This is a genomic window from Bacillus sp. NPDC077027 (assembly GCF_050269555.1).
In the GTDB taxonomy this organism is placed as follows: domain Bacteria; phylum Bacillota; class Bacilli; order Bacillales; family Bacillaceae; genus Bacillus.
Map to the genome: position 1 here is coordinate 797,759 of NZ_JBNNIO010000001.1, position 26,048 is coordinate 823,806.

Genomic DNA, 26,048 nt, shown 5'->3' on the forward strand with positions numbered 1-26,048 from the left:
CTTGCAATACAAACGGTTGAAAAATTGGCGCGAGGCACTTCAAATTTGGCAGGAGTTATATGCGTCCAAGGAATTGTGAAAATCAGGTATTGACCTCTCGGAATATGATGAGCATCACAAAAAGGAAGTAAAAAGGCACTTCTTATTGTTCAGCACGTAATCGAATTGACAAACTTAAGTGAACGAGAACATGCTGAACTCGAAAAAAAAAAGCTCGTCTACTTCGGAAATCTGGGCAATGAAATTATTGCCTGGGAAAGCGCAAAAAATGACATTGTTCGGCTATCGGTTGAAAATGAAAAATATTTAGCACATTCATTGTAGAAAAGTCACGAATCCTGTAAAATAACGTTAGATAATTTATGAGGAGCGTTTAGCATGTATAAGGGTCTTTTTTACTTGTTTTTTCTTGTTGTCGTTTTGATTGCTTTTGTTTTTTCAAATTATAAAGATATATTTCTTGCAAACTTCTAAAATAGGTTAATGCATTAGTACATGTACACTTCTTACTTCATACATTAATAATGTAAGAAAAGCTAAGGAGAGGGGAATGCTACATGTACCATCATCATCATTGTCAGCCAAATGTTACACAGCCAATTGTTCACCCGACAAATCATTGCTGTACGCATAGTGGGTCTACAACAATTGTGCCACACATCCATCCACAACATGTCACAAATGTACACCATCAAAATTTTAAACATGTTCACTACTTCCCACATACGTATTCTCAAGTGGACCCAGCAACACATCAACATTTTAACTGCGGTGGACCTTGTTGTAACAGATAATGCTGAATGGGACTTTTTTAAGTCCCTTTTTTAAAAAAAGCAGGTGATGAAATGAAAATTCTTGCCGTAACAGGATACAAGCCCTTTGAGCTTGGCATCTTCAAGCAGGACGATCCAGCACTTTATTACATAAAAGCTGAACTGAGTAAAAGATTGACAGTGCTTGCCGAGAATGGTTTAGAATGGGTGCTCATTTCTGGACAGCTTGGTGCAGAAATTTGGGCGGCTGAAGTTGTATTTGAGCTTCAGGAACAATTTCCAGAATTAAAATTGGCTGTCATTACGCCATTTTATCATCAAGAAGAGCGTTGGAATGAGCAGAATAAAGAATTATATGAGGGTGTGCTCGCACAAGCGGACTATGTTGAAAGCCTCACACATAGGCCATATGAAAGCCCTGCCCAATTCAAACAAAAAAATCGTTTCTTTATTGAAAAGACTGAAGGTCTCCTTGTTTTGTATGATCATGAACAAGAAGGTTCACCTCAGTATATGATCAAAGAAGCACAGAGCTACAACAATTACCCAATCATGTATATCACAATGGATGATTTAAGGGCACAAGTCGAGGCGGAGGACACCTTTTTAGAGTAAGGGGCAAGAGAAAATTTGACAACGACACGTATTTCTGAAAAAATATACTATGAATTCACGATATGAGGTGAAAAAGATGCTTGCTGATAAAGTAAAGCTTTCTGCTAAAGAAATTTTAGAAAAAGAATTTAAAACAGGTGTAAGAGGTTATAAGCAAGAAGAAGTCGATAAATTTTTAGATATGGTCATAAAAGACTATGAGACGTTTCATCAAGAAATTGAAAAGCTTCAACAAGAAAACCTTCACTTGACAAAGCAACTCGAAGAGGCGGTTGAAGCAGGAAAAAGACAACCTGCACAATCAAATACAACAAACTCTGATATTTTAAAAAGATTATCTAATCTTGAAAAGCACGTATTTGGTAGTAAACTTTACGATTAATGTGAAGGGTACTTGTGCGAGATGAAAATGTGGTTTATAATAGCGATTGATGATTAACGTTCGGGTAATCGCTGCAATGCCTTGTAGCATTGCAGAGGAAAGTCCATGCTCGCACGGTGCTGAGATGCCCGTAGTGTTCGTGCCTGGCGAAAAGATAAGCCAGGGCAGTCTGGGAAAGGCTGACGGCAGGAAAAATGCCTACGTCCCTTTTGGGATATGGCAAAGTACCCTTGAAAGTGCCACAGTGACGAAGTCTCACTAGAAATGGTGAGAGTGGAACGCGGTAAACCCCTCGAGCGAGAAACCCAAATTTGGTAGGGGAACTTTCTCAAAGGAACCAAACGGAGAGAAGGACAGAGAATTCTGTAGATAGATGATTACCACCTGAGTACGAGGCGAATAGCCGTTTGTAGTACGATGGAACAAAACATGGCTTACAGAACGTTAAATCCGCTATATAAACATGATGAAACCAAAGCTCTCCTGATATGGAGAGCTTTTATCTTGAAATAGCAAAATGTGAGAGAAAACAGGTGATAAACAGATGAAAACCTACACGCTCATCGCAACAGCTCCTATGGGAATTGAAGCAGTTGTTGCAAAGGAAGTGAAAGACCTCGGTTACGAATGCACAGTAGATAATGGGAAAGTGATTTTTCAAGGGGATGCGCTTGCTATTTGTCGAGCGAACCTTTGGCTAAGAACAGCAGATAGGGTGAAAGTACAAGTTGCTGAATTTACAGCAAAAACATTTGATGAACTGTTTGAGCGTACAAAAGCCATAGATTGGGCTGCATTTCTTCCGGAAAACAGCCAATTTCCTGTCATTGGAAAGTCGGTGAAATCACAGCTTGCAAGTGTGCCTGACTGTCAGCGCATCGTCAAAAAAGCCGTCGCCCAAAAGCTAAAAACAGCGTACAACATCCAATCAGATTGGCTAGAGGAAACGGGACCTGAATTCAAAATTGAGGTTGCTCTTTTAAAAGACAAAGTGGTTCTAACACTTGATACATCAGGTGTTGGATTACATAAAGGGAAATTCCTAAAAGATTGTATTATCAAAAGTAATGTTTACAGGATAGCGTAATTCCAGTATACTGTAATTATCACAGTATAAAGGGAGGCTATTTTTTTTATGACTTTATATAACATAAGAGTTGCTATATACCTAAGAAAATCAAGAGCTGATGAACCTATTGAGGCTTTGGCTAACCATAAAGCGGTATTGGTAAGGCTTGCTGCTAACAGAGGTTTTGAGTATGACATCTATGAGGAAATTGGTTCATCTGTTCATTTAGACTGGCGTGAGAAATATGATGAAATGCTAAGTAAACTGGATCAATACAGCTATGTTCTTGTTATGGATATAGATAGGCTTGCAAGGGATTTAGTCGCAATGGACACTATTAAGAAACAATTTATTTACCATGATGTTAAGATACTGACACCAAGCCAAGAAATTGACCTTTCCAATATGAATCAGGAAATGATGTTGGATTTTCAGTCAGTTGTTGCTAAAGCTGAATATCAGATGATTAAAAAGCGTATGAGGATTGGAAAGGTTGAAGGAGCTAGGAGAGGTCATTGGGTGAATGGTGTCGCTCCACTTGGATACACTTACAATAAGGAAACAAAGAAACTGGTTATCAATGAGGATGAGTACCCTCTTGTTAAGGAAATTTTCTCACTTGCTCTCAAGAACATGTCTTACATGGAAATAGCCATTAATCTCAATCTAAGGGGTTTTAAGACTAGGAGAGGGAATATGTTTGATAACCACAGTATAAAGGCTATACTGACCAACAGAGCGTATGTGGGCTATGTTATTTACAGAGAAGCAAGCAAAGTAAAAGGACAGGAGGGAGAGGTTACTATTACTCCTAATGCCCATCCTGAAATAATCTCAGAATCAGACTGGCTTGAGATACAACAGCTTATCCAAAACAGGAGAACAAATATAGGAAAGACATCTACTGAGGTAAGGAGCTTTGTTCAAGGTTTGATCTATTGTGGGTGTTGTGGTGGAAAATTATCGCTGAACTCAATTAAAGGGGAGCTATATATCAAAGGTTGTTCCAAGATGGATGGTTTGGGGAATAAGTGCCCAAATAAATCTGTTAAGGTTGCAGAGCTTGAGGATTTTCTAAAGATCAACCTGATGACCTACAGAAACAAACTTGAGAAGAAAGCTAAACAGCTATTGAAAACAGATACATCCACCATTAAACAGGAACTGACCGCAAAAGGTGAAATGTTAAAGGCTGAGATAGAAAAACATAACAATGTCCTCTCAAGACTGTTAGACAGCTATCTTGATGGAATTATCTCAAAAGACATATATCAAGCCAAGCAGAAGGAAAGACAGGAGCAGATTAAAATCCTTGAGAATGACAGCAGGTCTATTGAGTTGCAGATTGAGGGTTTAGATGTCAATAAGCAGGTGGATAAGATTAAAGACTTGATCCTTACATTGAACACCTTTGATTCCTTAGATGTCACACTAGCAAACAGAATATTAATGACATTGGTTAACAGAATTGATGTGACTGTTCTTTCCAGTGAAAACTCTGTGTACAGAAGAAATAAGGCAGAAGCTGAATACTCTATAAAAATAAATACCTCTTTAATGAAAGTTGACTGAGTATGACTGTTTGTGAATTTTCCAAAAATCTAGTATACTATCAGTAGGATGCGCTAACATCCTCAGTCCATCAAGAGGACTTGCTAATCAATTAGATATTTTTCAAAGGATAGACTTTCCCTTTTACTTTTCCACGAGCTGAGGGGATGTCTCTTTTTTTGACTTTTTTTTAATGAAAACTTAACTTTTGATAAAATTACACTTTACTGTAATTACAGGATAGTGTATAATTAAGAAGTAGAGGGGAGGATAAAATGTCCTACAGGGAGATCACAAAAATTCTAACAAAACATGGATGTTATCTTGTAAGAGAGGGAGCAGGTTCTCATAAGATTTGGTTCTCACCAATTACAGGAAAAAAGTTCCCCATTCAGAATCACAAAGGGAAAGACATTCCACTTGGTACAGTTAGAAAAATTCAGAAACAGTCAGGGGTTAAGCTCTTATGAGCTTTCCCTTGATTGATATGATATAATTTGTGAAAAAACAGTGGGAGGACATTTAATGACTATGTATAGATATTATGCTCTTATTGAAAAAGAATCAGGGAATCATTCTGATATTTATTCAGTTAGCTTTCCTGATTTGGAAAATGTGTTTACTGACGCTGAAAGTATGCAGAATGCTGTCCATTATGCTCATGAGGTATTAGGATCAATGTTATCAGCTATGGAGGAGGATGGGGATGAAATACCCTTGCCAAGCTCCGCTGATAAGTTGAAAGAACAGCTTACAGAAGGTGGAAGCCTTGTACTTGTTGAGGTTGAAACTGATCAGTATAATCAGGCTAGTTAAGGGAGCTGAATGGCTCTCTTTTTTATATAATTACAGAATACTGTTTACAAATTGGTAATAAAATGGTAGGATATTAATTGAGTCTTTCATGGGGTTTGACTCAAATTGAGTAGGGCATAGTAGGGCATACATGCGCTAGTTTGGTAGTAGATAGAAACAGACCTTTTACTGTATCAGAGGTCTGTTTCTTCTTTTTATGAGGGAGATGGTTATGTCTGTATAAAAAAAAGAAGGCTGTTAAGCCTCCTCTTTTTAAGAACCTGCCCCTCTTGAAGAAAGTAACATTGTTTTTCCTTGTGCGTCATGCTGTGAATGTTGGGCAACTGGAACACTTAGAATAGTACCCAATAGTAAAGCTGTTGTAATGATCATCATAAACTTTTTCATTTTAAATAACCTCCTTTCCTGTAAGTGTACTAGATTTTAGGGTTAATTCCAAGAAATAGTTGGCTTCCTTATAAAGATTGTGTTTTTTATAAATGGATGCTATATCAGGAGCTAATGCCTCTATGTCTACATAAGCACTTCTCAGTTCTAACCGCTTAAAACCGCTTTTAATATCCTCAAGGCATTCTATAGGTGTGGAATAGCTATCACTAAGTAGCTTGAATTTTATTGAAAAGTTTACATTGTTTTGGTCTTTTGAGAAATTGATGCCCTCTGTTACCCACTTTAGAGCCTCATCTGTTTTGGAAATTTTGTATGTAGACCTTGCGAATTCATAAATGCATTGTAGATAAGATATGGGAGCGGATTGTTTTATGTTATCTGTGGAAATGGCTTTGCTAAAAAACTCTATTGCTTCATGATGGGAGTCATCTTGGATTTTAAGGAATCCTAGATTATAATATGCCAAAGCTAACAGTCTCTTATCATTTTTCTCTATCAGCTTGTCTACACAATCTAATAACATTTGTTCAGCTTTGAGGAGTTGACCATCATCTATATAGTTTAGTGCTATCAGCATTGTACAGTTTATTGTCTGAATGGCATAACCACCATGTCCCTTATAAATGTCTTTAGCAGTGGTCAAGTGATGATGTGATAGCAGTGTGACCTTATTAAAGTAATACAGTGTTCCTAATTTGTAATGGAATTCTGCTTTTTCAATCTCATCATAAACTTTGTCAAGCTGTCTTTCTGCTACCCTGAAAAGTGCTAGAGCCTCTGAATAATTATTCTGTGCGCTCTCATACATTCCTTTGAAAAGATAAAAATAAAACCTCAACAGATCATCAGTTTTAACCCTTTCAGATTCTGTAATTGTAGCCCTTCCAGTTAAATCCTCCATCAAAACTTTAAATCTATAATCCAGTATGTTGAAATATATGAGGACATCTTGATCCTCCTCCATGTCATCAAGCATGTCTCTTATCTCATCTCTAAGCTCTACTGCTTGAGAAACTTCCCTCTTTTTGATGTGGATATACCATTTATTCAATGTATTAGCTACATCCACTGAGGCAATACTTTCCATTCAAATAACCTCCTTTTCCATTTATACCAGTTATTTTACAGAATATAATAAGATTTGGATAGTGATAAAGGGTAGATAGTTAAATTTTAGGGAGGGGGAGCTTTTTTTGTGGTGAGGCAGTTTTTTGCAGTCATTCACTGATAGTTGTCAGTAGTTCTGCCTATATTTTGTCAGATTAGTGAGAGAGTTGCCCAAATTCATCTGATTTTTGTACCAGTGAGAGTAACATTTCTAGGCAGTGCGTTTCAGTTATTTGAAAGGTGGTCATAATCCTGTCTTTTTATGTTGCGTTAAGAGTAACACAAAGCCATTTTACAGTGACAATTTAGGATCATGGCTGTACTATCCTTAAAAAATGTTTTGACAGAGAATGTAGTCATACCAATGCTTTCAGCAGTTATTTTGACAATAAAATAAATACTTGTCTTTCCATACTTTAAAACAGTATGTTACTGTTATACACTATAGTGTAAAAGATTATAATGTTTATTTCTTTTTACAATATTGTATTAAGAATTAAAAAAGTTGATGGCGAAGCCATTATGTTCAGTTTGTTACTTTATTTTGTATGTAACAGCAGTACATAATAGTGTAAGAGAGACTACAGCTTTTTAGGAACAGGATACAAAATCACCTCTATCATTTTGTCTGTCTCCTATTTCAAGTTCTGTTTTCTGAAAGGCTGTCTCTTTTATCTGCTTTTTATCTGAGGTTTGAGTTACTTTATGTAGCTTGAGCCTCTTTTTTATTTACCTATATATCCAAGATTCCTAGAGATACACCCTCTCTTTTTAACAGGGGAGGGGTACTTTTTCAAGCTGAGAATATAGGCTTAGTCTTGGGAAATTGGGAAGCTGATATTTTGCCTGAAAATGAACAGAAAATGTCCTCTAAAATGTCAGATAAAATCCAGTATTTATAAGGGATGACAAGCCTTTTTTCTAGGTGGAAATAACAGAGGTTTTCTGTAGGTGAATTATGGTGAACTGTACAAGAAATGCAGAGTGTTCGCAGTACAAAAAATATTAATTTTAAGGAGGTTTTACAGATGGCGAATGTCAAAAGGAGGGTATTAAAGCCTGAGCAGTACAAAGCTATATCCCACATGATTTACAAGGATGTCAATGGTTTATCAAATGAGGAGATAGCTAAAGAGGTAGGTGTTAATCCTAGTACCATATATGCATGGAAGAAAGAGGGATACTTTATTGATGAATTACTGAGGCAGTCTGAGGAAGTGCAGAGGTCTTACCTGCCTGATGGATATGCACAGCTAAGGATGATCATCAATAACCCTAAGGTCAGCCCTGCTAATAAGCTAAAGGCTATTGAGATACTGCTTAAGAATCAAGGCAGATTAAAGGATGTTCAGGAAGTAACAACAACTGTAGATGATAAGAGTCTTACTGATCTGTTGTCAGACTTAGATAGTATGTAACACACAGAGAGATGATGGCATGTGCTGTTGTCTCTCTTTCTTTTTATTTGTTTAAACACTTTTGATACAAACAATTGAGACAAAACAAAACCTTTATTAATCAGCAATGAAATGTTGTATCAAAATGATGTCTTTTTGAGACTGTTTTCCTTGAGACAATCTGAATGATGAACAGAATTATATTGTCCACTCCTTTGTCATACCGCCCACAGGGGAGGCATGGGGGGAAATCCTATCCATCTTGTGTACAGAAAATACTCACAATAAAAAATACTTTAGTATGGAAGTTAATTCCAGTGCTTATCTACATGTCACAGTACAAATACATCTCTCTAATCATAGTTAAAAAGTTATGACAGGAGAGGTCAGTTTTGGGCAGAGATAAGCTATTACAATGGGGAGCTAACAGAATTGCTAAGGGATTAAGAATGGACTCAAAAATCTTTGGGGGGAGAGAGGAAAGCTCTTATCAGACAATGCTTTGGAGGTCATTTAGAATTTATAGAGGCTTTAGGAATAAAAGATGACTATATCGCAGGTAAATATAGAAAAGGTACAGGAAATGTCCAACAGATAGTAAAAGAAGTTGCGGTTTGGACAAAAGAGAGACTTATAACAAAAGTACAGCAGGAGTATCAACAGGGCAATGCAGTAAACTACTCACACATAGAAAATCATTGGGGAAAGCGTTTTATTCCTGTCATAAATAAACTCTTTGGTAGTCATCAGGCTTTCATATTTGAAGCAGGGATTGATTACTCAGCGATCAGAGGAAATCATACACTTAATCCTGACATTGAGAGAAACAAAGTTAAGTCAGTTATTACATCAGAAATAGGTTATAGGTTTGAGGAGTTACTGGGTCAGTTTCTACAGGAATTGGGCAGGGAATTCTCTAAATATGACTCAGGATACGCAGACTCAAAACCTGATTTTATCTTTAGTCCTGACCATTGGGGAGATGCTAAGTTGTCAGTTAACGCAGATACTACAAGGATGAGAAGGAAATACTTACAGCATTGTAAAAAGGTAACTGTCTTTCACCTGATTGGACATCATGATTATTCAGCTACTCTACAGGATGGCACAGAGCGTACAAGTGTTTTTGCTTTTTTGAAAAAACAGGACAGAAATTTTCAGGATAAATTTTTACCCTTGTTCCTAGAAATGGAGCAGGAATATTATCAGGCTGTAGCGTAATTGCTACAGTCTTTTTTGTATAGCTATTTGCAGACACTTACAGAAAAAAATTCTATACAGGATACTGTAATCATGCTATTATATCTATACAAACATTTGTTCTGTTTTTGGAGGTAAACTGATGGAAAATGGAATTAAAATTGACAACGCTGATGAATGGACAGGTTATTTACCTTTGGTAGTGAAACATCTACTTTCAGATTGGGGATACTTTGAAAAAGACATTAATTTGACAGACGCACTGAACGCAACTGAATACTTACTATGGAGACTTTTGGGCAACGCTCATGATGACTTTTACTCAGAGCTGAGGATCAATGACAACCTGCTGCACACGCAGTATAAAATAGATTGCCTGAACTTTATGCACAAATATAAACAGTATTACTATTCAATGAAAGAGGGTTTACTGTAAATTGGGCAGGTCTTAAATGACCTGTCTTTTTTTGTTTTGTCACAGTTTACCAAGTGCCTCTAATTACAGGTTTAAAGGGGGCATTTACATTGTTGACATCAAAAGAAATTGAAAACTTGCTTGCAAAAGAAGAATACGCACCTATAAAAAGGATCAAGAAAAAAGATTTGACAGATGAACAGCGACAGGAAGTAACCACTATTGAATCAATTGTATCTTTTGGGGAGGACATCATTACTCTGTTTGATTTTCTGCTAGACCTGAAAGAAACATTGCCTACACAAAAATGTTTTGTTGATTCAGGGGTGAATAAAATGCTCAGTCATTTGGCAACTCATAAGCCTGAAATAGAGGTTACGCCAATTATGGTGGAGGCATGTAAATTAAGATTAACAAGAACCTATATGAGTAAGGTGATTGAGTTACACCTAGAGGCTTTAGTCAGAGAGCAACTGCCACAGTATAAAATGATCATCCATCCTCTGATTGATAGTGTAATGGGCATTGATATGATCCTTGAGACTGAGACAAAAAGGCATTACATCCATGTAACATCTAATACGCCTATGGCTATCAGTATGCTGAAAAGGAAAGAGTCAAGAGGTGGTTACAGAGTTGGGAAAGCGTACATTCCATACAACAGGGATTTTGCAGGAGATTTGGTCTTGAAGTATGACACCAATCAGGACTCAGTTTCAACCAAGATAATCAATGGTTTCCCTCTTTTTAATTCAGAGTTTGTTGTTTGGAGGATTGAGCTTGCTGATATGTCAGTTAGTTTTGGGGAGAGCTTAACTGTTCCTTATAGTAAATTGAATCATTTTAATGACTGGATGAAAACATATGTACCAATAGCAGTTTAAGGCAGAGCTTACATAGCTTCTGTCTTTTTTGTTGTTCTGAATACATTACCTATTTGTAATTACACCTTTCTGTATTTACACCATCCTGTAATTGTGCTATTATACTCTCAAAGGTTAAATAATCAGGAGGTAACAAATGGGCAGGACATATGGGTATATGCGAATAAGCACCAAAAAGGATGAGCAGACCTTTAACAGACAAGAGGCACAACTTTTGGGAAAGGTTGATAAACTTTATTTTGACAGAATGAGTGGCGCAAAGAAAAACAGACAGCAGCTACAGGAAATGCTTACAGCTTTGGAGGCAGGAGATACAGTCCTTATAGTTGCCATTGACAGGCTCAGTAGATCAACCAAAGACTTACTTGAAATTGTGGAAACAATTAAAGCTAAAGGCGCATCCCTCAAGTCAATTAATGACTCTTGGCTTGACACAACATCTGAAAACCCAATGTCTGAATTTCTACTTACTGTAATGGGTGCATTAGGTCAGATGGAAAGAGCAATGACTATTCAAAGGGTTAAGGAAGGTGTTCAGGTTGCTCAAGAAAAAGGAGTGAAATTTGGCAGACCAAAAGCAAATAAAAACAAAGTAAATTACGCATTGGAATTGTACCATTCTAGGAAATTAACAGTAAGAGAGATTAGCGATATTACAGGAATTAGTAAGGCGACATTGTACAGAAAGCTCAAGGAGGTAATGTAATGGCTAAAAATATCACTGCTGACAAGAGAAATGAGATTCTCAGGTTGTACAAAATGGGTGTTTCAAGTGCTGAAATAGCTAGACAGCTTGGAGTAGCAAAATCAACAGTAACAAGGAATACACTAAAGGCAGAATTAAGGGAAAAACAAGACACAGGGAAAAGGCTCTCTCAGGCTGTTATAGAGGAGATGAAAAGCATGTATACAAATACATTACTACCTAAGAAAGAACTTGCTGAGAGGCTGTCAGTGAGCATAGATAGCATTAATTTTCACACAAGAAATATCACTGAAAGAAAAATCCCTGCTCCTGTTATCAAGAGCCTTATCACACATTATCTACAAGGAGAAATGACACCTGATGCCATTAAGAAGATGACAGGAATCACAAAAACACATTTTTACAATATTGTCAGGGAGGAAACGCAGAATGTCTAAATCAATTGGTGATAAAAAGATCAAAGCAATTATTGACTTATGGGAAAATGAAATGTCAATCAAGGAAATATCTGAGGTCATGGATGTTTCCACTTCTACAATATATAGGGTTTTAATTAGGTTTGGAGCAAAAGAAAAGTCAACTGAGGCAGTGAACAGATTGACTCCTGAACAGAAAGTACAGGTTATCAAGATGTATCAGGAGGGCAAACCTATTCAGGAAATATTGGATGAGGTAGGATGCTCTAAACCAACTGCATATAACTATATAAACCAAGCAGGATTAAGTAGATCACTTCCAGTGGATAAGCTACAGGAAGTAATTAAAAGATATATCTCTAATCATAGTATTTCAGTGAATGATTTAGTAAAAGAGGCAGGTATCAGTAAAGCGACTTTCTATAGAAGATTAAAAGAATACAGGAATGAGGGGGAGAATTAATCTCCTCTTTTTTTTTCTGCAAAAAACTGCTATCACAGAAAAACTGCCCTCACAAAAAGCGACCACCTTTATTTTTTACCTCTCAGCTACCTGAATATATGAACGCTGACAGAGACAAAGAATAAAGGGGGAGCAGTATGTTAATTGATGATCTTTTGAAATGGATGAAAAGCACACCACTGGATAAAGTGAAAGAGTATGCTTGGAAACTTGAGGGGAAAATTGAAGAACTGAAAATAGATGCAAGGAATTGTATTGGGAATGGTGAACTGGAAGAGGCAAGGCACTTGATTGAAACTGATATTCCTTATTATCAAAGAGTGTATAGAATTACAAGGGGATATTATGACATTCTGTTTTACACCTATGAGTATTTTTCAGAAGAGAGAAACCCTGAAAATGAAAACAACCTTATTCCAAGAGGTGTGACCATTGAATCAGCACCTGATTTTCATAAGGAGCTGTGTGAAAAGCTAGATAAACTGAATACAGTTGACAAAACTAAAAACATTTGTTGGGGAGCAAGCAGGGGTAGTGGTAAATCTGCTTACCTAAGTAATATTGAACCTACACATGCAGTCACATACAGAACTAGGAAATACATCATTATTATTTCTGAAACTATTTCAATGTCTCAGAACTTTGTTGAATTTATTGCACAGAACCTGAAAGAAAATCCAAAGCTAATATCTGACTTTGGGGAAATACTTTCATTGAACAGTACCAAGAATGAGCAGGACAATAAAGAGGGTTTCATTACTCATACTGATATTAAGGTGCAAGCCTCATCTATTGGCGGTCAGTTGAGGGGATCAAGGTTCAGAAGTAGTAGACCTGATCTGATCATCTGTGATGACTTGGAATCAGGTAAAAATACAAACACACAGGAATTGAGAGAGAAAAATCTTCATTGGTTTAACTCAGTAATTGTGCCTATGGGTGATCCACAAAGAACCGCCATTGTATACATGGGAACGCTTGTACATGGTCAGGGCTTGCTGCCAAACATCATGAACAGGGCTGATTATGATAGTAAAATGTATTCAGCAGTTATCTCAGAGCCAATCAATGAAAATCTGTGGACACAGCTAGACACAATGCTTAGGGATGTTGAGAATCCTAACAGGTTGAATGATGCAAGAGACTTCTATGAGTTGAATAGAGAGCAGATGGATGAGGGCATTGAGGTTCTTTGGGCTGACAGGTTCAGCTACTTTGATTTAATGGTCAAAAAGGTTGAAATTGGTTCAAGGGCTTTTTCATCTGAGTATCTGAATAAACCATCTGATGATGAATCTTGTATTTTCAAAGAAGATTATCTACTTGAATTTGATGACAAAGATTTATTTGATGTCAATGGTAATAGGTTGAGGTTAGATGTATATGGGTTTTGGGATATTGCTTTAGGTAAAAACTCAAGATCTGATTACAACGCCATTATCATCTATGGTAGGGAAATCAGAACAGGTGCAATATACATTCTTGAGGCATGGGCTGAAAAATGTGTTCCATCTAAAGCAATGGACAAGGCATTGGACTTTATCGCACATTACAGACCTAAAATCTTTGGAGTTGAAACCATTCAAGCACAACATGAAATTTACAGACAGTTGCAAGAAAAAGCAAATTCACAAGCACTGTACTTTACAAGAATAAGACCAGTTATGCCTAGAAGTAGGAAAGAAGAAAGAATTGAATCATTAGAGCCATTGTTTGAACAGGGATTGATCAGAGTTAAGAAACATCAAAGGTTATTGAAGGAACAACTTATTCAGTATCCCAACCACAATCATGATGACCTGCCTGACTGTTTAGCTTCTGCAATATCTCTAGTAAGAATTAAACCAAGAGGATTTTACACAAAGCCTGAGGGTCTATGACCTTAGGCTTTTTTTTGTTTCCATAAATAAGGAGGAGAAAAGATGGTTGTATTTGATCAGATGTTTGGAAAGGGTGAGTTCTATCCTCCTGTTGAGCATAAAAACAGGATTAAAAGGTATAGAGACAATAAGCTCTTATTTAAAGGTGAACACTATGATTTGTTCAGAAGGTATAATATTGCAAAGTCAGGGAAAATGTATGTCTCTGTTAACTTAGCAGGAATTATCTCAAAGAAATCAGCAGATTTTTTAATTGGTGATGGTGTTCATGTTTCCGCAGGTAAGGAAGATAATTCCCCTGAGCAGTTAGCGTTGGACAGGATCAAAGAAGATTCTGACCTTGATATTCTATTTTATGAGTCAGCTCTTGCCAATGCTTATAGAGGAGACAGTTTCCTAAAGGTTAGATATGGTCAGGAGTATGCAGGTTTATACCCTCCTGAATTTGATGAACCAAGAGTCATCATTGAGTCAGTAAGCGCAGAATATGTTTTTCCTGAGACAGCAAAGCACAACAACAATCTAATCACTGCTTATCACATTGCAATTCCAACAAAAGCTGATGACTATGAGCCTGTTGATAGTCCTAAAGGGTGGATTCTGAGTGTTGAGAGTCATTATGCAGGTAAGATTGAATACAGGAAATTTAAAATGACTGTTCTTGTCACAGATGTAGAGGGTTATCCTACAGAGTGGAAAATTGGCGATATGATGGAAGCTCCTCAAGTAGTAGCTACAGGCGTTCCTATTCCATTAATTGTTCATATCCCTAATTTCAGTGTTGATGATACATGGGAGGGAATGGATGATCTTTCAGAGTTAAAACCTTTGTTTGATGAATTAAATAACAGATTGAGTCAAATAGCAATGATTTTAGATGCTCATGCTAATCCTGCTCTTGCTATCCCTCCAGGTATTTTAGTTGAGGATGAGCATGGCAGACCAAAGTTCAGGGTTGCTGATAGTAAGGTGTTTGAGATTGATGGAAAAAATGACATCATTCCTCAGTATGTTACATGGAATGGGCAATTACAGGAATGTTATTCAGAAATTGATAGACTTATTGAAATGATTCTGATGACTGCTGAAATTCCTGCTGTGGCACTTGGTAAATCTGATTCAGGTACATCAGGAGCATCAGGATTGTCAATCAAGTTCAGGTTAAACTCTCTTATCAGTAAGATTAAGAGGAAAAGGAAATATTATGAGAAGGCTTTGAAAAGAGTGTTCCTCATTGCACAGCACCTAGAAACAGTTGTTGGTGTAGCTGATTATGAAATCACAGTTCCTCACCTTATCTTCACTGATGGTATTGATAAAGATGAAACTGAAATTGCAAACAGAATGGCTATCAGGACAGGTGGAGCAATTACCATGAGTCAAAAGAGGGCTATTATGTTAATGGATGGAGTGACAGAGGCTCAAGCGGAAGAAGAATTGAAAAGGATTGAGGAGGAACAGAAGGCAAATGCGCCTCAAGAGAACTCAAGCCCAAGCATTTTTAATGACTTACCAACTGAGGAAGATCAGCAGGAAGAAGATGAGGAAACAGATGAGAGCGAACAGGGTTAACCTGTTCCTCTCTTTTTTATTTTAGAGAGGTGATTTGATTGGCTAAAACTAATAAAAATGGGATGCCTATTCCTACTTATGTTAGAGATAAGAAGAAACTAGCTGAATATTTTGCAGTTGCCTACAAGGATATGCTAGATCAATTGCTCTTACAGCTTGTATTCAATCCTGTCCAACCAAGAGTAATTATGGAAGTTCAGATAATGAGGCAGATCAGTTCAAGGTTGAATAAACTGGATTTTGCGGTTGCAGCCCACATTGACAAGACAATCAAGAAGGCTTTTAAAGAGGGGCAAGCCTATCATCTATTATCAATAAATGAGGCTACAGCAATGGATGAAGCTCTTTCAGCTATTACTTTCAATATGATTGTAGATAATAAGGTTGAGGCTTTAGTTGCTGATACTTATGGAGACATCTTGCTTGCTACACAGAACACAGAGGAAGCAATTAAGGGAGTTGTCAGGAATACTGTTCAAAAGGTCGCTCAATTCAATGCCATTAGGAACACTAACTACACCAATCAAGCAGACCAATTAAAGAAAGAGCTGTCTAAAAAAGGATTGTCAGAGAAAATTGTTTCTGAGGGATTTGTTGGAATAGTTGATAGGATGGGAAGAAAATGGGATCTTAGAACATACTCAAAAATGGTCATGACAACTAAAGTGAATCAAGCATTTACAGAAGGAATCAGACATGAGGCAACTCAGACAGGTTTAGATTTGGCAGTCATTTCATCTCATGGCGTATCAAAGGACAACCCTTGTTCAAAGTGGGAAGGTGTGGTGATCAGCCTTAATGGTAAAACTGAGGGATTTTGGACTTATGAGCAAGCAAGAGCCACAAATGAAATTTTCCATCCCAACTGTGAACATGGGCTACACTCTATCAGAAGTTTGGAAATGTTACCTAAGGAAGATGTTGAAAAGCATAAAAGGAAGATGAAAGCATTGGGGGATGTCTCTAAAAGGGAATATAAAAGAAAAAAAGTAAAGAAAAAATAATTATTACTTTATTTTTGTATTGACAGACAGACATATATATGAGCTAGACAGGTTGTCTAGTTATGGAGGGGAGGACAGATTATATGGATGCTGAAACATTAGTTGAGGAAAATGTTGTTGAAACAAATGCTGAACCTGAGACATCTGTTGTGGAGGAAACTTCTACTACAGAAACTCAATCTGAGGAAAAAGTTGTTGAAACTACTGAGACACCTGAGACAAAGGTTGATCCTGAAAATGAACCTGAGGAAAATTCTGAGGTTACTGATTCTGAGCAAGAGCCTGAAAAAGAGGAAGAAATTGAACCTTTACAAGATGAGGCTAAAGAAAAGGACAAGTTAACAGGTCAGATTAAAAAAGAACAGGGTAAAGTTGATGCTTTGAAAGATCAGGTGAAATCATTAGAATCTGTTGTTCAAACAATTCTTGACACTAAGATGAAAGGTGTTCCTGAGGAGTTACATGGTTTGATTCCTGAGGGTGATTTGGTGAGTAGGCTTGAATGGATTAACAAAGCAGAACAATCAGGCATTTTCAACAAACAAGAGAAAGAAAAAAATCCAAATGTTGAGATTGGTAAGCCTTTGGAATTAAATCAAAAAAATGCTAAAGATGTTGCCAAGTTATCGCCACAACAAAAGATGGCTAATTACTTTGGTAATCTCTATAACAAATAAAAACAGGTGGGGATTCAGTTGAATCCTTTTTTAATGCCTAAATTTAAGGGGGAAATATAATGGCAGGTTTAACATTTGCACAAACTGTAGACCTTACAACTGATACTCTTCAAAAAGGTGTCATTGAAACTATGGCTACAGAGTCAAAACTATTAGCGGTATTACCTTTCATGACTGTGGAAGGACATGGTTACACTTACAATGTTGAGAAATCACTTGCAGGAGTAGAGTTCAGGAAAGTAAATGATTCTTACAATACTGTAGCACCAACTACAGAGAGAAGGGCTGAGTATCTTACTATTCTAGGTGGAGAGGCTGTTGTTGACTCTTTCCAAATGGAAGTACACTCAAACATCAATGACCTTATGGCTATTGAGGTTGCTCTTACATCTAAGGCAATTGCTCATAAATATGAGAAAACTTTCTTGAATGGTGATTCTGCTGTTGATGCTAACTCATTCAATGGATTGATTAAGAGGGTTACTGCTGTTGGCGGTGCTCAAGTTATTGCTAAAGGTAACTTAGTAGATGACCTTGATGTTATGCTTGACAATGTTCTTGGTGGCGCTGATGCACTTATCATGAACAAGAAAACTAGAAGGGGCTTAACTGCTGCTGCTAGGTCAGGTCAGATCACTTATGTTAAAAATAACTTTGGTGTACAAGTTATGCAGTATGGAGACATTGATGTTATTGATGTTGAGGCTGATTTACTTGCTGATGACATTGTACTTGCTGTTAAGTTTGGTGTAGGTGAGGCTGTTGCAGGTCTACAATCTAAATCAGGTATCATGGTGAAACCTCTTGGTGAGCTTGGTGAATCTCCACAGCTTAAAACTAGGATTGAATGGTTTGCAGGTCTTGCAGTATTCAATGATAAAGCAGTAGCAATGAGGAAAGCAACTGCTTAAGTTTAATTGATTAAGAGGAGGGCAGGGCAGGTGTTTCCTGTCTTGTCCTCTTTTTTATTTTATCTAAAATAGGAGGGATAGAATGGCAGTTAAAGTTGTTGTTCCAAATAAATCATATAATGAGGTTTTCTTAGGTATTCAGTTTGCTAATGGAGAAGGCATTTTTGAAGATGAAAAACTAGCTAAAGAAATTGCTGATACATTGGGTTATGAGATTGTAAAGGATCAAGAAGAACCTGAAATTGTTGAGGAAGAAAAACCAAAGAAGAAAAAGAAAAAGACTGTAAAGAAAGAAGATGAGTAATATGGTGGAGGCAGTTACAGCATTTATGAATGAAAATGTACTGCATTCCAAACTATATGATCAGTCTGATGATGTTACAAAATTAAAAGTTGTAAATCAGGCTTCCAATACTTTAGTTAAGTACATGCCTGATGTCTATAGTAGTGTAGAAGAAATTCCACTTGATGAACTATCTGAACAAGTGCTATGGCTTCTCAAGATGGATGATTCCATGCAGAGAGCAGAGATGGGGGCTATCATGATTACAGTTGATGGCGTGACCATTCAGCTAAGGGATATGGATAGAACTATCTCACCAAAAATTCTCTCTTTACATGGTAGAACTTCTACAAGAAAAAGAAAGGTTGCTAGTTATGCAGTTCCTCTCCAAGATACAAACAGGATGGGAAATGTAAACTACAAGCAGAACTATTGGAGGTGAAGTCATTGATTATGATTGATTTTATTCCAATGCCTCATACTGTAAAAATCCTAAAGAGTTCTGAACAGGATGCATGGGGAATCAATGTGGTTGATGAAAGCACTGCTGTTGAGATTAAATGTAGAATTTCATATAACACACAAAGAGATGTCATTGTTCTTGCATCAGGAGAGGAAATTGTATATGCAGCTACAATCCTTCTGACTGGCTTACCTACTTTAGAGTACACTGATTTAATTGAGTTCACAGATGATATGAATAATATCATTAAAAAGAATCCATTAAACATCAGGTACAAGCATGATTTTTCAGGAAATACCATTGGCGTAAAGGTATATGTCTGATGGCGAATGTATCCACATCTATTAACTTTACAGATAATACAAAAGCCATTAAAAGAAAAATCAAGGAAGCTATGGAAAGTGGAATGTTAGATGTCACTCTTGATATGAAAAGAGTAGCTTCTGAATCAGCACCTCATAAGACAGGTTTCTTAGAAAGAAATGCACATTATGAGGTAACAAGTAACTCTAATGTAATTAAGGGAAGTGTTGGTTTTTCTGCTGTGAACAATGGTTTCAATTATGCAGAGTGGACACACAATGAAAATTACAATCTTGGTGAAAAGTCAGCAATGAAACAGGGTGGCAGGTCAGCTTTTGGTGGTGGAACTGTTCCTGTGGGTAAGGATTACTTAGCAAATGCATTGAAAATGAATGAACAAGGATACCTGAGACATTTGCAGGAGAAATACAATGAGGCTGTTAGATAGGGGGAGGTTAGATGGGAATACAGGAGATAATTGAATATTTAAAAGGTGTGGGGATTGATCCTGTGTACCCTCTAGCTTTTCCTGCTGATGCTCCTAACAGAGCATATATGTTGGAAACAGGTCAGGGCTTTGGATCAAGGGGATCAGTCAATGATGTTGTTTGGACAGTCACAATGAAAGCTGAACATCCTAACCAATCTGAAAGCATGGGTAAAAGGTTGATTGACTTATTAGACAGAAAGACTGACCTACTTCTAGGTGAAAATCAAATTATCTATATCAAGTCACAACAGCTTATTCCTGACTTTCTAGGGAAAAGCTCTGAGGGTTCATATTATCACATGGTTAATTTCAAGGTTCTAGTCTCAGACTAGGACTTTTTATTTTGGGAAATTTAAGGGGGAAATATAATGGCAGGTTCAAAAGTTGCAGGTGTAGATGTTTTACTAAAATTCAGTACACCAACAGGAAAAGTAGTTTTAGGCGGTCAAACAGGAGCGACACTGAATAGATCAGCAGATACTATTGATGTTACAGATAAGACAAGCAATGGTTTTAAATCAAGTCTAGCAGGTTTGATCAGTTGGTCAATTGATTCTGATGGGTTTGTTGTTCTTGGTGATGAGGCTCTTGAAATAGTAGAGGCAGCTTTTCTTGGTAGAAAAATTGTAGAGGCAGAGATCAGGGTTGGTGCTTCTGACAATACAGCAGGAGTAACATATATTGGTTCAGGCTACATTGTAGACCTTCCACTAGAATTCAAACAAGATGATGCTGTAACTTACAGCTTGTCTATTGAAGGTGCTTCTGCTCTTGATAGAGTAAAAGGTGCAGAAATTTCAAGTTAAGACTTTAAAAAGAGAATATCAGTTAGACATAAAGAGGAGTAGGGTAAATACCTTGCTCCTCAATTATTCTATTTAAGGGGAGATACAGATGAAAAAGGCAAAAGTTATGATTGATAAAGAAAGAAACCTAGCATTTCCTATGATGTCACTAATCAGGTTAAAGAAAGAGCATGGTGTTCAAATTGCTGATCTACAGGACAAGGAAAAAGCTCAGGACATGGAAGTAATTACTGCAATTATTTGGGCAGGATTAATCCATGAGGATAGAGAACTTTCTTTTGAAGATGTTGCATACATGGTTGATCTTTCTCAGTTACCTGAAATTTCTAAGAAACTTGGAGAAGTGTTTGGTGAGCTAAATGAGGAAAAAAACTCACAAGAGTAAGTCTAGCAGATATGTCCATTGAGGGCATTCATAAATATGGCTATGGCTTACTGAAATTAGATAGAGAAACCTTGATGTCAATGGATTTATTTGAATTTATTGATAGAGTCAATGGTGCGCTCTTATGGCATGAACATCAATTAGATGAAACTCTTAATAACTTTGCTTGGTACACAGCCAATCTCATGCTATCATCAGGTAATTTCAAGAAGGGTGCTAACCCAATGGAAATCAAAAAGAGTCTTTATGTGTCCATTGAGGATCATGTGGAGGAAGCTAAATCTGAGGAATTAAAGAGAGCAGAGCAGATTAAGAATGTTAATGAGGAAAAGGCTAGACTCATCAAGAGATTTGGTCTTGATCAAAATTAAATAGGTTTAAATGGAGGCTGTTGGAAGAGAATATTATTTCTTTTTCAGCAGTCTCTTTTTTTTATCAGAGAAGGTAGGTGGAAATGAATGGCTAGTGTAGGAGAATTAAGCGCACATATTACTCTTGATGGATTAGAAGAGATTAGTTCCCAACTGTCTCAAGTAGGTCAGTCCATGAATCAAACAGGTTCACATATTTCAGCAATGGGAAACTCTTTCAGTAACTCAAGTCATGGCATTAATGGTTTAAACAGTTCTATGTTCCACACCTCTACTACAATTGAGGGGATGGAGGATCAGATCAGCAATATCACCAACAAGATTGAGAACTTTAAGCAAGCTACATCAAATGCAGACTCAGCAACATCTCAGGCATATACTGAGACATTCCATAGACTTAAAGCCTTGAGGTCTGAGTATTCTCTGCTAGTATCAGCAACTAGGCAATATGGTTCTGAAACAGCTAAGAAGATGGTTGAGGCTATGAAACCAATGCACGCCCTTGAGTTAAAAGCTAAAGAAATACAAAAGCAGTGGATAAACATGGGGTTAGACACTGATCAGTTTAATGGAGATACTGATGCAATGATGTCATCTATTGAGGAGCTTGGTAAGAAACAAAAAGCTGTTCAAGATGACATGATGAAGGCAGATAAGATGGGTAGAATATCCATCATGCAACAGGCAGGTACAATGATGAACCTTAGCACTCAAGCTAGTAAGGTATCAGAGGCATTTAGAACACAAGGTTCTGTTTTTGAGAGGATGTCAAACCCTGCTTTAAGAGTAGCTGATGGTTTGAATAGAATGGCAAATAGAGGAAATGCGGCTGTTTTAGCTCTGAAACAATTAGGACCAAATGCCAATATGAAACAGCTTACAGATAGGATTGGCATGATCAATCAAGGTATTATGAGGGCAAACTCAGTAGCCTTGACAGGAGGTATCCTTTCTGCTCTTGTATATGGCTCTTTAGCTAAGGGAGCTATGAAAACAGATAAAGAGTTTGCTAGTATGGTTGAGACATTAAAAGAGGTATGGTCAGGTGCTTTACAGCCAATGGTTCAGGCTTTTGCTGATGTTGGTAAGGCTATCCTACCAATGCTTATTTCTCTTGGTAAGATGGTGAACAGTTTCAACAAAGCGCATCCTGTCCTAGCTAAGATGATTCAAGGATTCCTGATGTTGATTCCTGCCTTAATACTCATCCTATCACCATTAGCAGTAGGGATTGGGATGTTTGCAGGTATGCAAGCTATGTTCAGTGCTCTGTCAGTCATGATCATGCCATTGATCACAGGTTTAGCGGCTATTTCAGCACCTGTATTAATTGCCTCAGCAGTAATTGTAGGACTGATTGCAGTAGGTGTCCTGTTGTACAAAAACTGGGATAAAATCACAAAATACTGCTCTATAGCATGGAACTGGATGAAAGAACAGGCAGTCAATATCTTTAATGGTATTGCTAACTTTTTCAGGGAGTGGGGAATTGTTATACTTGGTGTCCTAACTGGTGGGATTGGTATTTTGGTCATAATGATTGTTACCCATTGGGATCAGATTAAATCTGTCACAGCTACAGCATGGAATGCTATTGTCAATGTTATAGTTTCTGTGTGGACAGGGATTGCATCATTCTTCTCCTCAGTTTGGGCAGGGATTGCTACTATATTTAATTTAGCTGTAAAAGGAATTGTAGCTTACTACACCACAGCATTTAGCATTTTAGTTACAGTTGCTCAGGCTATATGGAATGGAATTGTTACAGTGATAAAGGTTGCTTGGGAGGTAATAAAGACTATCATCCTTGTGGCGGTAGCTATTTTAGGTACTGTCCTCAACCCTCTATTTACTCTCATGAAAATGGGATGGAATGGTCTTGTAACTGTTGTTCAAACTGTATGGAACTTGATACAAAGTGCTGTGCAAAAAGGAATTACATTCATTGTTAATGCATGGAATGTGTACAAGGCAGGAGTTATGGCAGTTTGGAAATATGTGTACACTAATGCTGTTGCTCCTGTGGTTAGTAAGATAAAGATAGTAGTTAAAACTCTTGTAGCAGTAGTAGTTACTATCATGGCATCTATTAAGTCAGCATTTAGCTCAGCGTGGAATGTTGTATCTAATATAGTGAAAGTTGCAATTTCAAGAGTGAAAGCAACTGTTCAAACATTAGTTGGAATTGTGTCAGCGATAAGCTCTAAAGTGAAATCCTTGTTTTCTACTGCATGGAATGCTGTTGCATCAATTGTCAAGAGTGTCATTGCCAGGATAAAAAGCACTGTACAAACCATTGTTAACATTGTAACCACTGTTAGTAACAAGGTGAAATCCCTTTTTCAAAGTGCTTGGAATGCTGTAGCATCAGTTGTCAATTCTGTTGTTAACAGAGTTAAATCAATTATCTCAAGTATTATCAATGTAGTTACATCTGTTGGTAATAAGATAAGGAATGGTTTTTCAAGTGCTTGGAATGCTGTTAGTTCAAAAGTGTCCTCTGTTATTAATAGTATAAAATCAAAAATTTCAAGCATTTGGGGCACAGCTAGTAATATTGCAGGAAAGATCAGGTCAGCTTTTTCTAATTTGTTTAGTGGAATTAAAGTACCACATTTTAGTATTTCTAATGCCTCATTGAATCCTAAAGACTGGATTACAAAGGGAATGCCAAAACTTAACATTGCTTGGCATAAGAATGGAGGAATCCTAGACAGTTCTACTTTGATTGGAGCAGGTGAGGCAGGTGCTGAGGCTATTGTTCCCCTATCTTCTCAGAGAAGGATGAAACCATTTGCTCATGCTGTTGCCAGTATGATGCCTGATGGAAATAAATCAGGTGGTAATACTAGCATTCATGTAGCTCAGATGATTATAAGAGAGGAAGCAGATATTCAGAAAGTAGCTCAAGAACTTAACAAGCTGCAAGACAGAAAAGTGAGAGCTTCAGGAAAAATCAGCTTTGCCTAACAGATTAGTTCAAAGGTAAATCCTTTGGACTTTTTTGTTTTTATATAAAGGAGGAAATAGGATGGCAGAATTTCAAGGAATTTATTTTAATGAAATACCAATGCCTGATTTTGTCAGGGTGAAAGCTATTAATCATAGTATCTTACCCACAATCAGTCAGAACACTATTACAGTTGATGGTAAAGCAGGTTCATATGATTTTGGAAATACAATAGGCACAAGGGAAATTGAAGTTGATATTGCCATTATTGCATCTGAACCAAATGCATTGCCTTTTCTTTTAGAGGAGTTAGCAGATTGGCTATACTATGAGGAAGAAAAAGAGTTGATCTTAGGTGATAACCCTAACAGATTCTATAAAGCAAAATTCACAGGGGAATCTAATATCAAAGAGTCTTTTCTTGTTGGTGAGGGAACACTCACTTTCACCTGTTCTGATCCTTATATCTATGGACTTGATAGGGAGTTTTTGATCCCTGAAACATATACAGGCGACATCCTTGAGTTAACAAATACAGGTAGGTCAGAAACTTACCCACAATTGAGCTTTGAAATGACTCAAGATGTAACTAATTTCACTGTTGTTGCGGGTGATGACTTTATTGATTTAGGCACTCCATTTGGTGTGGATGATGACACCAATAACAAAGTAGATGCAGGGGGATGGGTATTAAAAGATTACTTAAAGTCTCTTAATGGTTGGACTGTTCCTGCCTCTCAACCCAATGGAATTATCACAGGAGCAATGGAGGTATATGGAAATGTAGAAGTGAGGCAGTCAGGGTTAGATTATGGAACTGGTTCAGCGTGGCATGGTGCTTCCATTGTAAAACCTTTGGCTCAAGCTGTTACTGACTTTGAAGCACAATACACATTCAGGATTGATACTGATGCCTCTGTTAAATTTGCAGGTAAGGTTGTTCCTAAAGGAAATATCTTGATGAGAACAGGAGCGTCAACAAAGTATAGAAATAAAGGTGTAGTAGTGAAAGGTAAAACTTACAATGTCCTAAAAAGAGCTAGCAATGGTTGGTTAAAGCTAGAAAATGGTTATTATATTCAAGGCTCTAAAAGTCTTGTTGACTTCCAACCTGAAACATACAAAGTTGATAAGATGGGTAGAAACCAATTCATGCTGAATGATAGCAATGGATTCCCTCTGTTTGTAGCCTCTGTGAGAGATGCAACTGCAAAAGCAAGAACGCTTACTGCTGAGGTTAAGTTGATCAATGGCAGCAAGAATAAGGTCATTCTGAATAAAGCAATTCCAAGTAAACATAACAATCTTGATGGTTATTGGGTTGTTAAGAGGTCAAAAAATGTATGGCAGGTAAGCCTTTATGATGATGATGAAAAAGGTGGATACACAAGGATTCTTTATGCAAAGTGGGCAGATACCTCAGAGACATATAAAAGAGCAGTTTCACAGGCTCAAATAGGTGTCATGGCATATAAGACTAACACTGCTACTTACATGGCTTGTAAGGACATCAGAGTGAAAAGTTTGGATAAACAAATTAAATCAACTGATATACCTTTAATTTTAAGGGCAGGAGATACACTAGATATTGATAATGAAACAGGAGCAATTTTGAAGAATGGGCAACCTTTTTATGAATACCTTAATCCCGCAAGCACCTTTATTAAATTGAGGAGTGGTGAAAGTGGTATAGTGGTTTCTCCATATGATGCTTTTGTCAATGGTTCAATATCATACACAGAGAGAACATTGTAAGGGGGAGTTATTCA

Annotated in this window: 30 protein-coding genes, 1 other RNA gene and 1 pseudogene; 30 read left to right on the plus strand and 2 right to left on the minus strand. The window is 37.2% G+C overall.

Annotated elements, in window-relative coordinates; translation table 11 throughout:
- The first annotated feature begins 557 nt into the window (after window positions 1-557).
- From ACQKEZ_RS04380 to ACQKEZ_RS04415, 8 genes and pseudogenes are all read left to right on the plus strand, one after another.
- A complete protein-coding gene (locus tag ACQKEZ_RS04380) occupies window positions 558-794 on the plus strand; it encodes a CotD family spore coat protein (protein ID WP_427299061.1) in 237 nt (78 codons plus the stop codon).
- Between the two features lie 51 nt (window positions 795-845).
- Window positions 846-1,388 carry a DUF1273 domain-containing protein gene (locus ACQKEZ_RS04385; protein ID WP_427299062.1) on the plus strand — a complete coding sequence of 181 codons (543 nt, stop codon included), beginning with the start codon at window positions 846-848 and terminating at the stop codon, window positions 1,386-1,388.
- Window positions 1,389-1,464: 76 nt separating this feature from the next.
- Window positions 1,465-1,770 carry a cell division regulator GpsB gene (gpsB, locus tag ACQKEZ_RS04390; RefSeq protein ID WP_427299063.1) on the plus strand — a complete coding sequence of 102 codons (306 nt, stop codon included), beginning with the start codon at window positions 1,465-1,467 and terminating at the stop codon, window positions 1,768-1,770.
- 56 nt (window positions 1,771-1,826) lie between these two features.
- Window positions 1,827-2,212: RNase P RNA component class B (gene rnpB / locus ACQKEZ_RS04395), an RNA gene on the plus strand.
- Window positions 2,213-2,314: 102 nt separating this feature from the next.
- Window positions 2,315-2,821: pseudogene (locus ACQKEZ_RS04400) on the plus strand (THUMP domain-containing class I SAM-dependent RNA methyltransferase); the annotation flags it as partial.
- 84 nt (window positions 2,822-2,905) lie between these two features.
- Window positions 2,906-4,411: a recombinase family protein gene (locus tag ACQKEZ_RS04405; protein WP_427299064.1), complete on the plus strand. Its 1,506-nt coding sequence runs from the start codon at window positions 2,906-2,908 to the stop codon at window positions 4,409-4,411.
- Between the two features lie 254 nt (window positions 4,412-4,665).
- Complete coding sequence (locus ACQKEZ_RS04410; protein WP_407708551.1) at window positions 4,666-4,860, plus strand: type II toxin-antitoxin system HicA family toxin; 195 nt, start codon at window positions 4,666-4,668, stop codon at window positions 4,858-4,860.
- Between the two features lie 55 nt (window positions 4,861-4,915).
- Complete coding sequence (locus tag ACQKEZ_RS04415) at window positions 4,916-5,206, plus strand: type II toxin-antitoxin system HicB family antitoxin (RefSeq protein WP_427299065.1); 291 nt, start codon at window positions 4,916-4,918, stop codon at window positions 5,204-5,206.
- 252 nt (window positions 5,207-5,458) lie between these two features.
- Here ACQKEZ_RS04415 and ACQKEZ_RS04420 read toward each other — a convergent pair whose 3' ends face one another.
- Complete coding sequence (locus ACQKEZ_RS04420) at window positions 5,459-5,593, minus strand: hypothetical protein (protein WP_427299066.1); 135 nt, start codon at window positions 5,591-5,593, stop codon at window positions 5,459-5,461.
- Window position 5,594: 1 nt separating this feature from the next.
- Window positions 5,595-6,683: a tetratricopeptide repeat protein gene (locus ACQKEZ_RS04425; protein WP_427299067.1), complete on the minus strand. Its 1,089-nt coding sequence runs from the start codon at window positions 6,681-6,683 to the stop codon at window positions 5,595-5,597.
- 1,048 nt (window positions 6,684-7,731) lie between these two features.
- Between ACQKEZ_RS04425 and ACQKEZ_RS04430 the strand changes: the two genes are divergently transcribed.
- From ACQKEZ_RS04430 to ACQKEZ_RS04535, 22 genes are all read left to right on the plus strand, one after another.
- Window positions 7,732-8,121, plus strand: a complete 390-nt coding sequence (locus ACQKEZ_RS04430; RefSeq protein WP_427299068.1) for a phBC6A51 family helix-turn-helix protein — start codon at window positions 7,732-7,734, stop codon at window positions 8,119-8,121.
- Between the two features lie 444 nt (window positions 8,122-8,565).
- Window positions 8,566-9,321: a hypothetical protein gene (locus tag ACQKEZ_RS04435; protein ID WP_427299069.1), complete on the plus strand. Its 756-nt coding sequence runs from the start codon at window positions 8,566-8,568 to the stop codon at window positions 9,319-9,321.
- A 121-nt stretch (window positions 9,322-9,442) separates the two neighbouring features.
- Window positions 9,443-9,736, plus strand: a complete 294-nt coding sequence (locus tag ACQKEZ_RS04440; RefSeq protein WP_427299070.1) for a hypothetical protein — start codon at window positions 9,443-9,445, stop codon at window positions 9,734-9,736.
- An 89-nt stretch (window positions 9,737-9,825) separates the two neighbouring features.
- Entirely contained in the window at window positions 9,826-10,599 is a 774-nt protein-coding gene (locus ACQKEZ_RS04445; protein ID WP_427299071.1) for a hypothetical protein, read from the plus strand.
- 136 nt (window positions 10,600-10,735) lie between these two features.
- The gene (locus ACQKEZ_RS04450) at window positions 10,736-11,305 is read left to right on the plus strand and encodes a recombinase family protein (protein ID WP_427299072.1); all 570 of its coding nucleotides are present in this window, start codon (window positions 10,736-10,738) and stop codon (window positions 11,303-11,305) included.
- A complete protein-coding gene (locus tag ACQKEZ_RS04455) occupies window positions 11,305-11,742 on the plus strand; it encodes a helix-turn-helix domain-containing protein (RefSeq protein ID WP_427299073.1) in 438 nt (145 codons plus the stop codon). Before ACQKEZ_RS04450 ends, ACQKEZ_RS04455 begins: the two co-directional genes overlap by 1 nt.
- Window positions 11,735-12,184 (plus strand): helix-turn-helix domain-containing protein, encoded by a 450-nt coding sequence (locus ACQKEZ_RS04460; RefSeq protein ID WP_427299074.1) that lies wholly within the window; start codon window positions 11,735-11,737, stop codon window positions 12,182-12,184. The genes ACQKEZ_RS04455 and ACQKEZ_RS04460 overlap by 8 nt, the downstream gene beginning before the upstream one ends.
- A gap of 137 nt (window positions 12,185-12,321) precedes the next feature.
- Entirely contained in the window at window positions 12,322-14,064 is a 1,743-nt protein-coding gene (gene terL / locus ACQKEZ_RS04465) for a phage terminase large subunit (protein ID WP_427299075.1), read from the plus strand.
- 42 nt (window positions 14,065-14,106) lie between these two features.
- A complete protein-coding gene (locus tag ACQKEZ_RS04470; RefSeq protein WP_427299076.1) occupies window positions 14,107-15,636 on the plus strand; it encodes a phage portal protein in 1,530 nt (509 codons plus the stop codon).
- Window positions 15,637-15,674: 38 nt separating this feature from the next.
- Window positions 15,675-16,640: a phage minor capsid protein gene (locus ACQKEZ_RS04475; protein WP_427299077.1), complete on the plus strand. Its 966-nt coding sequence runs from the start codon at window positions 15,675-15,677 to the stop codon at window positions 16,638-16,640.
- A gap of 83 nt (window positions 16,641-16,723) precedes the next feature.
- A complete protein-coding gene (locus ACQKEZ_RS04480) occupies window positions 16,724-17,317 on the plus strand; it encodes a hypothetical protein (RefSeq protein ID WP_427299078.1) in 594 nt (197 codons plus the stop codon).
- A 59-nt stretch (window positions 17,318-17,376) separates the two neighbouring features.
- Entirely contained in the window at window positions 17,377-18,228 is an 852-nt protein-coding gene (locus tag ACQKEZ_RS04485; protein WP_427299079.1) for a major capsid protein, read from the plus strand.
- Window positions 18,229-18,310: 82 nt separating this feature from the next.
- Window positions 18,311-18,532: a hypothetical protein gene (locus ACQKEZ_RS04490; RefSeq protein WP_427299080.1), complete on the plus strand. Its 222-nt coding sequence runs from the start codon at window positions 18,311-18,313 to the stop codon at window positions 18,530-18,532.
- A 1-nt stretch (window position 18,533) separates the two neighbouring features.
- Window positions 18,534-18,953, plus strand: coding sequence for a hypothetical protein (locus ACQKEZ_RS04495; RefSeq protein ID WP_427299081.1), 420 nt, complete (start codon window positions 18,534-18,536; stop codon window positions 18,951-18,953).
- A gap of 5 nt (window positions 18,954-18,958) precedes the next feature.
- Window positions 18,959-19,297, plus strand: coding sequence for a hypothetical protein (locus ACQKEZ_RS04500; protein WP_427299082.1), 339 nt, complete (start codon window positions 18,959-18,961; stop codon window positions 19,295-19,297).
- Window positions 19,297-19,725 carry a hypothetical protein gene (locus tag ACQKEZ_RS04505; protein ID WP_427299083.1) on the plus strand — a complete coding sequence of 143 codons (429 nt, stop codon included), beginning with the start codon at window positions 19,297-19,299 and terminating at the stop codon, window positions 19,723-19,725. The genes ACQKEZ_RS04500 and ACQKEZ_RS04505 overlap by 1 nt, the downstream gene beginning before the upstream one ends.
- A gap of 11 nt (window positions 19,726-19,736) precedes the next feature.
- On the plus strand, window positions 19,737-20,099 hold the full coding sequence (locus ACQKEZ_RS04510) for a hypothetical protein (RefSeq protein WP_427299084.1): 363 nt from the start codon (window positions 19,737-19,739) through the stop codon (window positions 20,097-20,099).
- A 36-nt stretch (window positions 20,100-20,135) separates the two neighbouring features.
- A complete protein-coding gene (locus ACQKEZ_RS04515; RefSeq protein WP_427299085.1) occupies window positions 20,136-20,573 on the plus strand; it encodes a phage major tail protein, TP901-1 family in 438 nt (145 codons plus the stop codon).
- A gap of 88 nt (window positions 20,574-20,661) precedes the next feature.
- A complete protein-coding gene (locus ACQKEZ_RS04520; RefSeq protein WP_427299086.1) occupies window positions 20,662-20,958 on the plus strand; it encodes a hypothetical protein in 297 nt (98 codons plus the stop codon).
- 11 nt (window positions 20,959-20,969) lie between these two features.
- Window positions 20,970-21,329, plus strand: a complete 360-nt coding sequence (locus tag ACQKEZ_RS04525; RefSeq protein WP_427299087.1) for a hypothetical protein — start codon at window positions 20,970-20,972, stop codon at window positions 21,327-21,329.
- A gap of 87 nt (window positions 21,330-21,416) precedes the next feature.
- Window positions 21,417-24,299, plus strand: coding sequence for a hypothetical protein (locus ACQKEZ_RS04530; RefSeq protein ID WP_427299088.1), 2,883 nt, complete (start codon window positions 21,417-21,419; stop codon window positions 24,297-24,299).
- A 61-nt stretch (window positions 24,300-24,360) separates the two neighbouring features.
- A complete protein-coding gene (locus tag ACQKEZ_RS04535) occupies window positions 24,361-26,034 on the plus strand; it encodes a distal tail protein Dit (RefSeq protein ID WP_427299089.1) in 1,674 nt (557 codons plus the stop codon).
- Window positions 26,035-26,048: the final 14 nt, after the last annotated feature.